The organism is Noviherbaspirillum phoenicis, assembly GCF_047237965.1.
Taxonomy (GTDB): Bacteria; Pseudomonadota; Gammaproteobacteria; order Burkholderiales; family Burkholderiaceae_D; genus Noviherbaspirillum_A.
Window position 1 is genome coordinate 2,637,586 of sequence record NZ_JBDFLX010000001.1, and the last position, 15,831, is coordinate 2,653,416.

Consider the following 15,831-nt stretch of genomic DNA (forward strand, 5'->3'; position numbering starts at 1 on the left):
GCTTATCCCTTGTAGAGCAGCGAGTCCACCATCACGCGCTTCTGGAAGATGCCCTTGTCGGCGAACAGGTCGTAGAACTTCTGGAAGTGGGCCACGTCGCTGGGCTTGAATTCGTTGTAGAACATGTAGTCCGACATCGGCACCTCGGCCGTCAGCGCGCCCTCGATCGCGGTATAGCCCTTCAGGTAAGGCCGCGCCGCGTCCGGCGACTTGCGCACCAGGTCCACGCCGCGCAGGTAGGCGGCCATGTACTTCTTCGCCGCCTCCGGATGCTGGCGGAGGAATTCCGAGGTCAGGCTGGCCGCGCCGCCATGCCAGGGCGCCATCGCGTCGCCCAGGATGTACTTCGCCACCACGCCGGTTTCCAGCGTGCGGGTGGCGCCATTCAGGCGTCCGACGGTGCCGGTGGGTTCCAGTGTGTAGACCGCATCCACCTGCCCGGCCGCCAGCGCCGCCACATGCTGCCCGATCGGCAGCTCGACCACGGTCACGCCGGTGGCGCCGCCGCGTTCCAGCATCACCTTGGCCAGCGTGATGTTCTGCACGCCCGGCCCGCAGCCGATGCGCTTGCCCTTCAGCTCGGCGATGCTCTTGACCACGCTGTCCTTGGGCACAACGAATTCATCGAGCACGAACTTGGCGTTGGTGGGATTGGTGCAGAAGATCTTGAACAGGCCAGGCTGCGCGATCTCGCCGATGGCCAGCACGGCCGACGCGGTGCCATTGCTGCTGCCTTCGGCGCGGCCGGCCAGCATCGCTTCCATCACCTGCTGCGCGCTGGCGAACTTCTGCGCCTCCACATCCAGGCCGGCCTCCTTGAAATAGCCCTTCTCCACCGCGGCGAAGAACGGCAGGCCCGACGCGACGGGCCAGTAGCCGATGCGTATCTTCGGCGAGGCCTGCGCGCGCACGATGGCAGGCGCGCCAAACGCCGCCAGCGCACCGCCGGCAAGCGCCGCGCGCAGCACGCGGCGACGGCGTGGCGATTGCGGTGCGGCGTGCTCGGATGCGATGGCGATGGCGGATGCGGGGCTGATGTCTTTCATTGGATCTCCGGGCAAGGGGTTGAACGTCAGGCCGGTCGGGGATGGTGCACCGGCCTGTATACAGGCTGGTGTACATGCAGCTTGCGTGCCAGCCTGTTTTGGTGCGGGAAGCGTCGAGCGTGGGGCGTTGGTTTAACTGGGGTAGACAGGGAAATTTTCTGAAGGGGCTTTACATCGTTGCTCGATGATAGAAACGCGGATCTCAGTGACATCTCGGTTTGTACCAAGCGCTCGTTCAAGCAGAGGCTTTGCAATCTGCCTGGCGCTTCAGCCCTGAAGCCGGAGCGCCACTGCATCCCGGGCCATGCCGGGTGACGCAATGCGAATGCACTGCCATGGAGACAAGCCGGATAATCCGTTCCGGCGGCCAACCAGGTTGGCCACGCTGATCGCAATCGCTGCAATTCCCCTGTGGGGTACTGCACCCTACCATCGCTGTCCTGGTAGGGAAGCAGTTTGCAACGGTTAGCGATTTTCAGCAGAGATCGATCGCACAGCTTGACCAAGCTCTGTAGGCATCTCGTCAAAAAGCATTTCCATTGCAACCAATTTATCCGGGAAGCTACACAAATTCTGTGATGCCGTCGGGTACGAGAAACACCGGCGGGAATCACATCAAAAATGCCCGGCAAAGTTTTCCTCTCCGCCCGCCGGAACGTAATCCACCTGTGGCATCGGCCCAGATATCAAGGAAATTTATATGGAAACGAAACCATCAGTCCCAAAAGCCGAATCGAATGACGACATCAAGGAAACGTTATTAAGCAATGATGCCTTGGAAAAAATTGCTGGCGGGGAAACTTCCGAGGAGTTTCGTCAACGCGTTGCTAACGCAAAGGATCCTGCTGAGAGGGCACTTATCTTGGCATCAGCTCCACTCAGGTATATCCTAGAATTGTCAAAAGAATCAAAAGAATAGATTGACGTAAGCAGTTGCACAGGTCTGGTGCAATGCCCTTCGATGAAATTGCATCAGACTGTTCCAGAAGGAATAGGTCTATATGTCGGTATCTGCCTGATGAGAATGAACAGTTGGGTTGCCGTTCAAATTCCCGTCTTCAGCCGCATCCCGCTGGGGTATGCTACCCGTCGCCTACCGCAGAACAGCGCAAGATCGCCGGCTTACTAAGCCCTCGCACCAAGGTCATAACGTTCGCGCCCGCCTTGCAGCTGCCTTGTAACGACGCCTTCCATGTGGACTGCAACCATCAGCCTGCGCAGGAAGATTGACCAGGGCCGTAGATGCAATACCCGAAGGGCATTGCACCGCCGTTAGCAAATCGGTATGGCGTTGCCACCGACGTCCCGATCGACCAATGGTGGCATGCCCTTTCGGGATATTGCAACCTACCACCGCAGCTATTGCAGGCGTGATCAAGGGGACGTCGGCCTCAACAACTGCTGTCACACCGCTCATCCCCTCTGGTAAGCCTCCCCCAGATGCCCCGGCGCAGTCTGCCGCCCAATCACCCCCGCCACCGCCAGCAAGGCCAGCAGATACGGCAGCATGATCAGCAGCGCGCTCGGCACCTGCACGCCCACCGTCGGCAGGAAGAACTGCAGGGCCGTCGCGGCGCCGAACAGCAGGCAGGCCAGCAGCATGCGGCCCAGCTTCCAGTTGCCGAAGATGATGGCGGCAATCGCAAGATAACCGCTGCCGCTGGTCATGCCCTCCGTGAAGGTATGGATGTCGCCAATCGAAATGAAGCAGCCTGCAATCGCCGCCATCACGCCCGAAAACATCACCGCGCCATACCGCAGGCCATTCACCGACAGGCCCGACTTGTCGACCGCGCGCGGCGAAGCGCCGGCGGCGTGCAGCGCCAGGCCAAGCGCGGTCTGGCGCATCATGAAGGCGGTGGCGGCAATGATCGCCAGGCCCAGATAGAACAGCCAGACCTGCTCGAACACCATCTGCCCCACGACCGGAATGTCGCGCAGCAGCGGCGGCGCCCATTTGTCCAGGCCCGGAATCGCCGCGCTGGAGCGGCTGCCGAAGAGTTCGCGGTAGGCCAGCGTGGTGCCGCCCAGCGCCAGGATGTTGATGCCGATGCCGGTCACGATCTGGTTGGCGCGCAGCGTGATCGACAGGAAGGCCTGCAGCAGCGCCACCGGCAGCACCGCGAGGATGCCCAGCGCCAGCCCGATCAGCGGGTTGCCGGTGGCCCAGGAACCCACCGCGCCGGCGAAGGCGCCGGTCAGCATCATGCCTTCCAGGCTCATGTTGAGCACGCCGGCGCGCTGGCTGACCAGCTCGCCGGTCGCTCCCAGCAGCAGGGGCGTGGCGAAGCGGATCGCCGAGCCGATGAATACCGCTGACAGTTCAGGACTCATCTGGCCGCTCCATGCCGGTCCATCCACAAGGCCGCGCCGGCCACGGCAAGGATGATCATGCCCTGCACCACCTGCACCAGCGCCGACGGCACCGAGGCCGCCATTTCCATGTTGATGCCGCCCGAACGCAGGAAGCCGAACAGCAGCGCGCCAGCGAATACGCCCGGCAGCGAGCCGCGCGCCAGCAGGCCCACCACCAGGCCGTCGAAGCCATAGCCGGAGGAAAAGCCGCTCTTCAATGCGTACTGGTCGCCCTGCAGCATGATGGCGCCGGCCAGGCCGCCGAGCGCGCCGGCAAGCGTCATGGCCAGCACCACGGTGCGGGCGATGGGCATGCCGGCCTGGCGCGACGCCAGCGCATTCAGGCCCACCGAGCGCAGGTGCAGGCCGAACAGGCTGCGCGCCAGCAGCCAGGCCGCGCCCAGGCCCAGCAGCACGGTCAGCGGCAGGCCGATGTTGATCGGCATCGATTCGTCGCCCAGGAAGAAGGGCAGCCTGGTCGTGGACGGGATTTCCAGCGACTCGGGCAGCGTGCCGGAATTGCTCATCGGCTGGCGCAGCAGCCGCTCGGACTGCACCGACCAGTACAGCAGCCACACGCCGATGAAGGACAGCATCAGCGTGCTGATCACTTCATTGGTGCCGGCGCGCGCCTTGAGCAGGCCGGGCAACGCGCCCCATGCGGCGCCGGCCAGCGCGCCGGCCAGCAGCGGCAGCACGAAGGCCAGGCCCATCGGCAGGCCCTGCACGCCGCCATACAGGCTCACCGCGGTGGCGGCAATCGCGCCCACCGCGATCTGGCCTTCGCCGCCGACATTGGTCAGGCGCGCCCGGTCGGCCAGCACGAAGCCGGTGCCCACCAGCGCGAAGATCACCGCGCGGTTGACCGATGCGCCGATCGCATACGGCGAGCCCCAGGCGCCGTCGGCAAAGGCTCCCAGCGCCTCGCCGACCGGCACGCCGGTCAATGCCACCAGAAGGATGCCGACCGCCATGGCCAGCAGCACCGCCGCCACCGGCAGCGCCCGCGCCGGCGTGAAATTCAGGGAAGGTGCGTTAGTCATGGGATTGTCCCGCCATCATGGCGCCGATGCGCGCGCGCTGCTCCGGGCCGGCTGGGCAGACGCCCATGATGCGGCCGCGGTACAGCACCACGATGCGGTCGGCCACGGCCAGCAGGTCATCGAGTTCGGAGGAAATGAGAAGCACCGCCACGCCACGGTCGCGGGCGGCGCGGATATGGTTGTAGACGGCCTCGACCGCGCCCACGTCCAGGCCGCGCGTGGGCTGTGCCGCGATCAGCAGCGCGAGATTGTCCTGCGTCAGTTCGCGCGCCAGCACCGCCTTCTGCTGGTTGCCGCCGGACAGGCCGCCGAAGGCCACATCCTCGCTGGCGGCGCGCACGTCAAAGCGCTGCATCAGGCCGCGGGCGGCGGCGCGCATCGCGCTGCGGTCCAGCATGCCGCGCCGGGTGAACTTGTGCAGCTGGTTGAGGAAGATGTTTTCCGCCACCGACAGCCCGGTGACGCAGCCCACCGCATGCCGGTCTTCCGGCACGATGCCCACGCCGGCGCGGGTGATCTCCTGCGGCGCGCTGCCCGCAAGCGGCCTGCCGTTGACGAAGAAGCGGCCGGCGGCTGGCTTGGTCATGCCCGACAGCGCCGCCGCCAGTTCGCTCTGGCCATTGCCCTCGACGCCGGCGATGCCGACGATCTCGTGGCGGTTGACGATCAGCGTCACATTGTCCAGCCGCAGCGCGCCATGCGCGTCCCTGACCGTCAGGCCGTCGACCTGCAGCACTTCATCGCGCACGTCGCTGGAAAGCGCGCGGCGCGGCGCGGCAGGCGCGGCCGGCATGGTGGATGCCTTCGGGTCGCGCGCGATCATGGCCGCCACCAAGCTGTCGATGTCATTGGCCGGCGCGGTCGACGAGGCCACCGTGCGGCCGCCGCGCAGCACCGTGACGCGGTCGGCCACCTGGCGGATCTCGGCCAGCTTGTGGGTCACCAGCACCACGCCGCAGCCGCTGTCGGCCACCTTGCGGCACACCGCCAGCAGCGCCGCGATCTCGTCGGGCAGCAGCACCGCGGTCGGCTCGTCCAGCACCAGAAGGCGCGGCTCGCGCATCAGGCATTTGATGATCTCCACCCGCTGCCTCTCGCCCACCGACAGGTCGGCGATCATCGCGTCCGGGTCCAGTTCGAGGCCGTACTGCGCTGCCAGCGCGCGGATGCGGGCACCGGCTTCGCGGCGCTTCAAGAGGCCCCTGCTCTGGCCCAGCAGCAGGTTGTCGGCCACGCTGGCGTCTTCCACCAGGCTGAAGTGCTGGTGCACCATCGCAATGCCGCTGGCCAGCGCATCGGCCGGCCCGCGCGGCCGGTACGGCGCGCCGTCCAGCAGCATGGAACCGCTGTCGGGCGCATGCACGCCGAACACCAGGTTGCACAGCGTGGACTTGCCGGCGCCGTTCTCGCCCAGCAGGCAATGGATCTCGCCGGCGCGGATGTCGAGGCTGACCCCGTCCAGCGCGGCCATTGCGCCGAAGCGCTTGCCCACATTGTTCAGCCGCAGCCGGCCCGCCTCCACCGAGGAAGACGCAGCGGCAACGGCGACGGCAATGGCGGGTGCAAAGGCGGCATGCATCGCGTCAGCCTTCCAGCACCTTGATCTTGCCGTCCGCGATGTCCTTCTTGATCTGCTCCAGCTTGGCCTTCTGCTCGGGGGTGGCGCCGCAGATCTTCATGTCGGAGGCATCAGAGCCCATCGCCAGGCCGAACGGCTTGTAGCCCGGCTTCCATTCGCCCGACACGGCCTGCGAGATCGCGTAGTGCACCTGGTAGCCCACGCCGGTGATGCTGTAGGCCACATACAGCGGGTCGCTGCCGCAGCGGTCGGTATAGCTGCCGATGATATGGGTGCCCTTCTCCTTGGCCGCCTGCTCCATGCCGCGCAGGCCCAGGTTCAGGATGTGATAGTGCACGTCGGCGCCCTGGGCGATCGCGGCCAGCGTGGCTTCCTTGGACTTGGAGACGTTGTCGAAGTCGCCGGTGTAGTTCTCCACGTACTTGATCTGCGGGTTGATCGCGCGTGCGCCGTTGCCGAACTCCTTGCCGGCATTGACGATGGAAGGAATCTCCATGCCGCCGACATAGCTGACCGCGCCGTTCTTGGACAGCATGGCCGCGGCCGCGCCGGCCACATAGGCGATCTGCGCCTGCTTGACGTCATAGCCGGCGACATTGGGCGCGGACTCGCCCTGGTTGCCGCCGACGATGGAGAACTTCTTCTTCGGGAAGCGCTTGGCTACCTTCAGCACCGCCGCCTGGGTCTGTCCGCCGACGTTGATCACCAGGTCGTTCTTGCTGGCCAGGTTGGTCAGCGCCTGCTCCATGTCGGCATAGTTGATGTTCTCGATCATCTGCACCTTGATCTTGCTGCCGAACTCCTTCTCGGACTGGGCCAGGCCGGTATAGCCCGATTCCATCCAGCCCTTGTCGGATTTCGAGCCGGGAATCAGCACACCGACCTTGACCGGGTCGGCGGCCTGGACCGTGCCGCACGCAGCGGCAATCGTCAGTGCGGACACGGACAACAGCAGGCGGCGACGTGATGACATTTTGCAGCGCATGACTGGCACTCCTTTTGCATTGGGAAAGTTGACGCGCCCTGAACGGGCCTGACTCATCCATAGCAAGTTCGATGCCATTGCCGGCAACGCCATCAGGAGAACCGCATGCAGAAAGCCCTACCGCCACTTGCCCGTCCCGCCGACGGCATGCTGGGCCACAGCCCCAACACCGCATGGCGCGCCAGCGCCGAAGAGATCGACATGGCGGTGCCGCCGCCGCATCCGGTGCTGGCCCGCATCGCCTGCCAGCCGCAGTCGGTGCTGGTAAATCTGCGCCAGACCGCGATCATCGTGGTCGACATGCAGAATGATTTCTGCACCACGAATGGCTGGGTGCACGAGATTGGCGGCGATCCGACCCCGAACCGTGCGCCGATTGCACCATTGCAGGGATTGCTGCCGGCGCTGCGCCACGCGGGCGTGCCGGTGATCTGGGTCAACTGGGGCAACCGCCCCGACCTGGCCAACATGCCGCCCAACCAGATCCACCTGTACAAGCCGTCGGGCACGGGCACTGGCCTGGGCGACCCCTTGCGCAGCAATGCCGCGCCGGTGCTGCAGAAAGACTCCTGGGCCGCGGCCGTGGTGGACGAGCTGCAGCCCGAGGCCGGCGACATCATGGTCGACAAGTACCGCATCAGCGGCTTCTGGGACACGCCGCTCGACAGCATCCTGCGTAACCTGGGCATACGCACCATCCTGTTCGCCGGGGTCAACATCGACCAGTGCGTGCTGCACACCTTAACCGACGCCAACTTCCTCGGCTATGGCTGCCTGCTGGTGGAAGACTGCTGCGCCACCACTTCGCCCGGCTTCTGCGCCGAGGCGGCGGTATGGAACGTCAAGAAATGCTTCGGCTTCACCACCGACAGCACGCGGCTGCTGACGGCGCTGGAAACGGCGCGGCCGGCATGATGGCCGCGCCGCCCGACCTGTGGGGCGCCTTCCTGCCGGGCGGGCGCTGCACCGCGCCGCCCAGCGCGGCCGGCGTGCTGGACGGCGCGGCGATGGCGGTCAAGGACCTGATCGACATCGCAGGCGCCGTCACCGGCGGCGGCAATCCCGACTGGGCCGCCGACCACGGCCCGGCTGCGCGCCATGCGCCCTGCGTGGCAGCGCTGCTTTCGGCAGGCGCGCACCTGTGCGGCAAGACCGTCACCGATGAGCTGGCCTTCAGCCTTGAAGGACGCAATGCGCATTACGGCACGCCGCGCAATCCGTTGCTGCCCGACTGCCTGCCTGGCGGCTCCTCATCCGGTTCGGCGGTCGCGGTAGCGGCCGGGCTGGCCGACTTCGCGCTGGGCACCGATACCGGCGGCTCGGTCCGGGTGCCGGCCGCCTTCTGCGGCATCGCCGGCTTTCGTCCCAGCCATGGCCGGGTGTCGCTCGACGGCGTGCTGCCCTTCGCGCCCAGCTACGACACCGTGGGCTGGCTTGCCCGTTCGGCCGACCTGCTCGCACAGGTCGGCCGGGTGCTGCTCGGACCGTCCCTGGCGGCAGGCGCGCCGCGGCTGTGCCTGGCTGCCGACGTGTATGCAATGACCGAGCCGCGCAGCGCGGCCTTGCTGAAAAGCGCCGCCGAAGCGCTCGGCGCGGGCGCGTCGCTGGACGTGTTCGAGGGACGCGCGGCGCAATGGCTGCGCTGCTACCAGGTGCTGCAGGGCGCCGAGATCCGGCAGACGCTGGGCCCATGGATCGCCGCCAGGAAGCCGCGCTTCGGCAGCGACATCGGGCCGCGCTTCGCCTCCACGCTGGACATCGCCGACGACGACATCCGCGACCAGCAGGCATTGCGGCTGATCGTCAGCGAAAGGCTGCATCGGCTGCTGGCCGACGGCAGGGTGCTGGTGCTGCCGACGGTGCCGCTGCCGTCGCTCAAGAAGGACGCCAGCGGCGCGGCGCTGTCGGCTTTCTATGAAGTCGCGCTGGCGGTCAATGCCATCGCCGGCCATGCCGGCCTGCCGCAGCTGGCGCTGCCGGCCGGGCACGTGGCCGGCGCGCCGGTCAGCCTGTCCTTCATCGCGCAGGCCGGCATGGACGAGATGCTGCTGGCGCAGGCGCCGCGCTGGGCGGCGCAACTGGCGGCGGATGGCTTTCGTTGATGGCGGGAATCGGGCGGCGATACGCCGCATGCATGCCGAAGCGACATTTGCGGAGATAATGTCGGCATCGCCACTATCCCGCCGACCATGAAGACCTCCGGACTCGGACTCAACTTTCGCCATCTTTATTATTTCTGGGTGGTTGCCAAGGAAGGCAGCATCACCCGCGCCGCCGACCGCCTCGATGTCGCGGTGCAGACCATCAGCGCCCAGCTGAGCCTGCTTGAGCAGTCGATCGGCAAGTCGCTGCTGGCGCCGCAGGGCCGGCGGCTGGTGCTGACCGAGGCCGGCCGCATCGCGCTGTCCTATGCCGACCAGATCTTCCTGCTCTCCGAGCAGATGATGGATACCCTGGCCATATCCGACACCGAGCACAGCATGCGCCTGACCGTCGGCATCTCCGACTCGGTGCCCAAGCTGATCACCTCGCACCTGCTGGAAGCGGCGCTGGCGCTGCCGCAGCGGGTGCGGCTGGTGTGCTACGAGTACCAGCTCGACAACCTGCTGGCCGACCTGGCGCTGCACAAGCTGGACGTGGTGCTGACCGACAGGCCGGTGCCGTCGGGCACCAACATGCGCGTCTTCAGCCACCTGCTGGGCGAGAGCGAGATCACGCTGTTCGGCCTGCCGGCCCTGGCCGAGCGCTATGCGCCGGGCTTTCCGGCCAGCCTGAATGGCGCGCCGCTCTTGCTGCCAACCCGCAACAACGCCATCCGCGGCCGCATCGAGCACTGGCTGGAGATGAACAGCATACGGGTCGACGTGGTCGGCGAGTTCGACGACAACGCGCTGCTCAACACCTTCGGCCGCAACGGCCTGGGCCTGTTCCCGGCCGACTCGGCGCTGGCCAAGGATGTGCATGACCAGTTCGGCGCGGTGCCGGTGGGCGCGCTGTCCTCGGTCAAGGAACAGTTCTATGCGATCTCCAACGAGCGCAAGATCAAGCACCCGGCGGTGGAGGCCATCCTCGGCGCGATCCACGGCAAGGCGTTCCCGCTGTCCCGCCAGGCCGCCTGAGCCTGGCCAGGCGCCGGCCTGCTACAGCAGGCGCAGCGCCATCGCCGCCACCAGCGTGGGCGGCAGCGCGGCCAGCAGCAGGCCCAGCGGCTGGATCGCGTTCTCGGCGAATTTTTCCTTCAGGATGGCCGCGCCCGCCGGGTTGGGCGCATTGGCGATCAGCGTCAGGCCGCCGCCGGTCACGGCGCCCGCCACCAGCGCGGTCTTGAAGTCCAGGCTCAGGCCTTCCACCAGCGAACCCAGGTAGGTCAGCGCCGCATTGTCGGTGATAGCGGTCAGCGCGGTGGCGCCGAAGAAGACGGCATTGGCGTCCATGCTCATCAGCACCGGCTCCAGCCACCATTGCTGCAGCCCGCCCAATACCACCAGGCCGCCGAGGAAGAAGGCCACCAGCAAGGCCTCGCGCAGGATCAGCGTGTCCTGGTGGCGCTGATAGGCAGTCGCAAATCCCAGGAAAAACAGGAACACGCCCATGAACACCGGCGGATGGTGTGCGAACACGACCACCAGCAGCAGGAAGGCGAGATGGGCCAGGATCATCGGCAAGGGCACGCTCGATGCCCCGCCTTGCGGCGCATCCGCCATATGCCCGAGCTGGCGGCGGAACAGCAGCATCGCCGCGCCGGCATTGATCACGACAGCGATGGCGGCCTTCCAGCCGAAGGTGGCGATCATGAAGCCAATGTCCCAGTTCCACTTGGCCGCCACCATCAGCACCGGCGGCGCGGCGAAGGGCGTGAGGGTCCCGCCAATGGACACGTTGACGAACAGCACGCCGATGGTGGCGTACTTCAGCTTCTCGGACACCTGGCGCGAGAAGAGCGTGTCGCGCAGCATCAGCGCGGCCAGCGTCATGGCCGCCGGCTCGGTGATGAAGGAGCCCAGGAGCGGCACCAGCGACAGCACCAGGAAATACAGCGCCATCGCGCGCGGCAGCGGCAGCAGGCGCGCGAACAGCCGCACGATGGCGCCGGCGAACTGCAGGATGGGACGGGTGCCGGCGATCACCATGATCGCAAACACGAACATCGGCTCGGTGAAGTTGCGCGACTCCAGATAGCCGATCGCTTCCTGCTTGCCGCTGACGGCGAACATGAACAGCATCAGCACCATGGCCCAGAAGCCGAACACGACCTCGACCTCTCCCAGCAGATGCCAGATCCCCGCATGGCGCGGCCGGGTATGGGCGAGATGCTCGAAGAACTTGGTGGAAAAGGTGTGGAGGACGGCGATGGCGAACAGGGTGGCGCCAATGATCTGGATCAGAGTGGGTGCGTTCATAGTCGTGAGCAAGCCGCGTGGCGGCCCGACCATCGCGTTACCTGCCACACAGGATTGTGTGAGCACCCGGCGGCGAGTATAGCCGATAAGGATAGCCGAGGCCAACCCGGCACGGCGCGGCGTACGGCATCACTGCATCACGCATCACGCATCACTGCATTACGATTGCGCGTCCTGCGCCGGCGGATCGTAGGGAATGACCTTCTCGCGTTCGTTGGCATCGTTGCGCGCCACCACCGCGCGCGCCGGCTCGGTCTGGCTCAGGTTGCGCGCCTCGTGCGGCACGCCGGGCGGGATGAACAGAAAGTCGCCCGGCTCGCTCACCACCACCTGCTCCAGCCGCATGCCGTAACGGGTTTCCACCCGGCCTTCCAGCACATAGATCCCGGTTTCATAACCTTCATGCACATGCGGCCGCGCCGCGCCGCCGGGCGGGATCACCACCAGGTGCATCGCCAGCCCGCGCGCGCCGGCGCTATCGGCGGAGATGCCGTTGAAATAAGGCAGTCCCTGGACGGTGGCGGTTTCCGGGCCGGCGCGCAGCGCGGTCACCTGCTGGGGTGCGGGGCTATCCTGCATGATTGTTCTCCGGGATCAGGACGGGAGTGGGAAGACAAGTCTAGCCGATTGGGCCGGGCGCCGGCTACATCGTAGTGCAGCTGCTTTTGACGTACGCGCAGCGACAGTTGCGGTTGCTTTTGGAGTTGCCGTTGCCGTGGCTTTTGAAGTTGCCGTTGCCGTTGCCGTGGCTTTTGAAGTTGCCGTTGCCGTGGCTTTTGAAGTTGCCGTTGCCGTTGCTTTTGAAGTGGCAGTGAAATCCCGTTGAGCGCGCCGTGTCAGCGGTGCCCGGAGCGGGAAAAGGTGCGGCGTCTGTCTGAGTCAAGCGCAGCTTGGCGAGTTTAGCCGCGCCCCGCTCCGGGTACCGCTGACACGGGGACCCCCGCGCAGCGGGGGCGCGATCATCGGGTCGCCTTTTTTGGTTACTTTTTTGGCGAAGCAAAAAAGTGACCCGGCCGCCGGGACGGACTCCCGGCTTGTCTCCACGGCAGTGCAACCGCCTTGCGTCACCCGGCAACGCACGGGCAGCACCATCGTCTTTGCTTTTGACGTTTGTCGGCAAACTTCAAACTTCAAAAGCCACTGCTGCTTCGCAGTAACGTCTTTACGCCGGGTGAAACAACGCGAAAGCACTATCGTCATGACCAGGCCGGGAGTTCGCCCCGGCGGGCGACCTACTTTTTTTGCTTCGCCAAAAAAAGTAGGCAAAAAAAGGCGACCCGGTGATCGCGCCCTCGCTGCGCGAGGGTCCCCGTGCCGTCGATGCATGGAGCGGGGCGCGGCTAAACTCGCCAAGCTGCGCTTGACTCAGACAGACGCCGCACCTTTTCCCGCTCCATGCACCGACGTCACGGCGCGCTCAACGGGATTCAAAAGCAACGACAACTTCAAAAACAACGGCAACTGCAACTGCAACTGTCGCTACGCGTACGTCAAGAGCAACTGCAACCGTCACCTAATGCCCCATCACTTCCATCATCGGCAAATGATGGAATCTCCTTCCCCCCTACAACGGCAGGTCCGACTGCGACAGCCCTTCCCGCAATTCCTCCATCAACTGCGCCACGCTGCAGTTGCGCGACAGCGGCGCGGCCTGCCCGGCCCACAGCGACAGGAACTCCGGCCGGCCCTGGCGGCTGGCTGCGGCGCGCATGTCGCGGGTCAGCGCATTGGCGACCGGATACACCGGCGCGCTGATTTCGAAGGCGCGCATCTCGTCCATGAAGCGGTTGCGCACGCCCCGCGCCGGCCGCCCGGAAAAGACCCGGGTCACGCCGGTGTTACGGCTGGCCGGCCCGGTCAGCGCCAGCTTGTAGGCATCCGACACGCCGGATTCGATGGTGCTGAGGAAGGCGGTGCCGACCGAGACCGCCGAGGCGCCCAGCGCCAGCGCGGCGCGCACGCCGCGGCGGTCTGCAATGCCGCCGGCCGCCACCACCGGCAGCCGCACCGCGTCGGCCACCTGCGGCACCAGGGCCATGGTGCCGATCATGGCGCCCTGGAAGTCGTCGGTCAGGAAGGTGCCGCGATGGCCGCCGGCCTCGGCGCCCTGCGCCACCACCGCGTCGACGCCGCGCCGTTCCAGCTCGATCGCTTCGTCCACCGTGGTGGCGGTGCCCATCACGCAGGCGCCGCCGGCTTTCAGGGCATCGATGTGCCGCGCCGACGGCACGCCGAAGGTGAAGCTGAAGGCGGCGACGCCGGCCGACAGCACCGCTTCCATCTGCGCATCGTAGTTCTCTTCCAGGCTGGCCGGCAGCGCAGGCGGCGCGATGCCGAGTTCGGCGTGATAGCGGGCCAGCGCCTGGCGCATGGTGTCGACGCCGGCGCTGCCGCGCTCGCCGGGCGCCATCACGAACAGGTTCACGCCAAAAGGCCGGGACGTCAGCGCGCGAATCTCGGCGATGGTGGCCAGAAGCTTCTCGGGCGACATGTAGCCCGCGCCCAGAACGCCTAGGCCGCCGGCATTGCTGACCGCGGCCACCAGCGGCGCCTTGGCCGCTTCGCCGGCCATGGGCGCCAGAAAGATCGGGTAATCGACATGCAGCCGCTGCGCGAGGTGGTTGGGCATCGCGGTTCTCCGTGGGCAATGAATGGACCTGCATTATAGGCAGCGGCGGGAACAGCGGCTTGGCGCTGGCGCAGGGCGTCCGGTGAAAATCGTCATGCTGTTTTACAATCGTCGCCACCCGATTCCTTCCAGGCCTAGCGCATGACCCCCACCCTGCTGATTCCCCGCCCGGCGGCGACGCTGATCCTTGCCCGCGACGGCGACCAAGGTCCCGAGATTTTCATGATGCAACGCACGCTCAAGGCCAACTTCGTGGCCGGCGCCTATGTGTTTCCGGGCGGCGCGGTGGACCCGGGCGACCACGATCCCTGCTGGTCGGACTGCGCTGGCCTGGACGATGGCCAGGCCAGCCGCATCCTCGGCCTGGAAAGCGGCGGTCTGGCCTACTGGGTGGCGGCGGTGCGCGAATGCTTCGAGGAATCGGGCCTGCTGCTGGCCGCCGACGTTGCCGGCAACACGCCCGGCGCCGCCGAACTGGCCGCGCTGCGGGCGCGATCGGCGGCCGGCGAACTGGATTTCAACACGCTGTGCCGCGAGCGCGGGCTGTTCCCGGCCCTGTCGTCGCTGCGCTATTTCAGCCACTGGATCACGCCGCCCGGCCTGCCGCGCCGCTTCGACACCCGCTTCTTCCTGGCCGCCGCGCCGGCCGAGCAGATCGCCGCGGCCGACCAGGTCGAGACCATCGCCCATGCCTGGCTGCGGCCGGAAGACGCGCTGGCCAGGCAGCAGCGCGGCGAGATGGAAATGGTGTTCGCCACCATCCAGACCCTGAAGGCGCTGTCGGGCTTCGGCAGCGTGGAGGCGATGCTGGCCCATGCCCATGCGCAGGAAGCGGTGCCGGCGCTGATGCCGCGGGTGTCCACCGGCAGCAAGGGCCGGCGCATGCTGCTGCCGGCCGACCGCGCCTATGCCGAGGTCGGCAAGCTCGACCCGTTCGGCGAAGGCCAGACCTGGTCCGAGATCGTGCCCGGCAAGCCGGTGCGCCTGTCGGAGCGGGTGCTGCGCCTGACAGCGCCCAATCCCGGCTACATGACCGGCCCCGGCACCAACAGCTACCTGGTCGGCGACGCCAGCGCGCTGGCCGTGATCGACCCCGGCCCGGACGACGCCGCGCATATCGAGGCGCTGCTGCGCGAGGGCGGCGCGGCGCTGCGGCTGATCCTCACCACCCACACCCATCTCGACCATTCGCCGGCCGCGCGCCGCCTGAAGGAAGCCACCGGCGCCGAGGTGCTGGGCATGCCGGCGCCGCCGCATGCGCGCCAGGACCAGGCGTACACTCCCGACCGGGTGCCGGCGCATGGCGAGCGCATCGCCATCGGCGGCGCCACGCTGCGGGTGGTGCATACGCCCGGCCATGCGTCCAACCACCTGTGCTACCTGCTGGAAGAAGAGAGGATGCTGTTCACCGGCGACCACATCATGCAGGGCTCGACCGTGGTGATCAATCCGCCGGACGGCAACATGCAGGCCTATTTCGCCTCGCTGCAATCGCTGCTGGAAGAAGACCTGGAATGGCTGGCGCCCGGCCACGGTTTCCTGATCGACCAGCCGCACCGGGCGGTGCGGCGGCTGCTGGCGCATCGCCAGAGCCGGGAAGACAAGGTGCTGCGGGTATTGCGCGAGGCCGGCGCCGCCACCACGCAGGCGCTGCTGCCACGGGTCTATGACGACGTGCCGGCCGAGCGCCTGGCGATGGCCGAGCGCTCGCTGCTGGCGCACCTGGAGAAGCTGGCCGCCGAAGGCCGCGTCAGCCTCGACAACGGCGCCTGGCGCGCCGGCGGCGGCTGATCC

13 protein-coding genes are annotated in these 15,831 nt (G+C 66.9%); 5 read left to right on the top strand and 8 right to left on the bottom strand.

Features of this window, described 5'->3' with window-relative positions; translation table 11 throughout:
- Positions 1-2: 2 nt before the first annotated feature.
- Positions 3-1,046, bottom strand: a complete 1,044-nt coding sequence (locus ABC383_RS11985; RefSeq protein ID WP_413014203.1) for an ABC transporter substrate-binding protein — start codon at positions 1,044-1,046, stop codon at positions 3-5.
- Between the two features lie 700 nt (positions 1,047-1,746).
- On the opposite strand from ABC383_RS11985, the gene ABC383_RS11990 reads away from it, so the two are divergent.
- Entirely contained in the window at positions 1,747-1,965 is a 219-nt protein-coding gene (locus tag ABC383_RS11990) for a hypothetical protein (protein WP_413014205.1), read from the top strand.
- A 494-nt stretch (positions 1,966-2,459) separates the two neighbouring features.
- Here ABC383_RS11990 and ABC383_RS11995 read toward each other — a convergent pair whose 3' ends face one another.
- From ABC383_RS11995 to ABC383_RS12010, 4 genes are read right to left on the bottom strand one after another with little or no spacing between them, the layout of a single operon-like run.
- Entirely contained in the window at positions 2,460-3,380 is a 921-nt protein-coding gene (locus ABC383_RS11995; protein ID WP_413014206.1) for an ABC transporter permease, read from the bottom strand.
- Positions 3,377-4,444: an ABC transporter permease gene (locus tag ABC383_RS12000; protein ID WP_413014208.1), complete on the bottom strand. Its 1,068-nt coding sequence runs from the start codon at positions 4,442-4,444 to the stop codon at positions 3,377-3,379. The genes ABC383_RS11995 and ABC383_RS12000 overlap by 4 nt, the downstream gene beginning before the upstream one ends.
- Positions 4,437-6,023: an ABC transporter ATP-binding protein gene (locus tag ABC383_RS12005; RefSeq protein ID WP_413014210.1), complete on the bottom strand. Its 1,587-nt coding sequence runs from the start codon at positions 6,021-6,023 to the stop codon at positions 4,437-4,439. The genes ABC383_RS12000 and ABC383_RS12005 overlap by 8 nt, the downstream gene beginning before the upstream one ends.
- A gap of 4 nt (positions 6,024-6,027) precedes the next feature.
- Positions 6,028-6,996, bottom strand: a complete 969-nt coding sequence (locus ABC383_RS12010) for a BMP family protein (RefSeq protein ID WP_413014212.1) — start codon at positions 6,994-6,996, stop codon at positions 6,028-6,030.
- A gap of 117 nt (positions 6,997-7,113) precedes the next feature.
- On the opposite strand from ABC383_RS12010, the gene ABC383_RS12015 reads away from it, so the two are divergent.
- From ABC383_RS12015 to nhaR, 3 genes are all read left to right on the top strand, one after another.
- Complete coding sequence (locus tag ABC383_RS12015) at positions 7,114-7,923, top strand: cysteine hydrolase family protein (protein ID WP_413014214.1); 810 nt, start codon at positions 7,114-7,116, stop codon at positions 7,921-7,923.
- Entirely contained in the window at positions 7,920-9,110 is a 1,191-nt protein-coding gene (locus ABC383_RS12020) for an amidase (RefSeq protein ID WP_413014216.1), read from the top strand. Before ABC383_RS12015 ends, ABC383_RS12020 begins: the two co-directional genes overlap by 4 nt.
- Positions 9,111-9,197: 87 nt before the next feature.
- Complete coding sequence (nhaR, locus tag ABC383_RS12025) at positions 9,198-10,127, top strand: transcriptional activator NhaR (RefSeq protein ID WP_413014218.1); 930 nt, start codon at positions 9,198-9,200, stop codon at positions 10,125-10,127.
- Between the two features lie 21 nt (positions 10,128-10,148).
- On the opposite strand, the gene ABC383_RS12030 is transcribed toward nhaR, so the two are convergent.
- The 3 genes from ABC383_RS12030 to ABC383_RS12040 all read right to left on the bottom strand — a co-directional run bounded on the left by ABC383_RS12030 (position 10,149) and on the right by ABC383_RS12040 (position 14,061).
- A complete protein-coding gene (locus ABC383_RS12030; protein WP_413014219.1) occupies positions 10,149-11,408 on the bottom strand; it encodes a putative Na+/H+ antiporter in 1,260 nt (419 codons plus the stop codon).
- 159 nt (positions 11,409-11,567) lie between these two features.
- Complete coding sequence (locus ABC383_RS12035) at positions 11,568-11,987, bottom strand: cupin domain-containing protein (protein WP_413014220.1); 420 nt, start codon at positions 11,985-11,987, stop codon at positions 11,568-11,570.
- 985 nt (positions 11,988-12,972) lie between these two features.
- Positions 12,973-14,061, bottom strand: coding sequence for an NAD(P)H-dependent flavin oxidoreductase (locus ABC383_RS12040; protein ID WP_413016325.1), 1,089 nt, complete (start codon positions 14,059-14,061; stop codon positions 12,973-12,975).
- Positions 14,062-14,178: 117 nt separating this feature from the next.
- Between ABC383_RS12040 and ABC383_RS12045 the strand changes: the two genes are divergently transcribed.
- On the top strand, positions 14,179-15,828 hold the full coding sequence (locus ABC383_RS12045; protein WP_413014222.1) for an MBL fold metallo-hydrolase: 1,650 nt from the start codon (positions 14,179-14,181) through the stop codon (positions 15,826-15,828).
- The last annotated feature ends 3 nt before the right edge of the window (positions 15,829-15,831 follow it).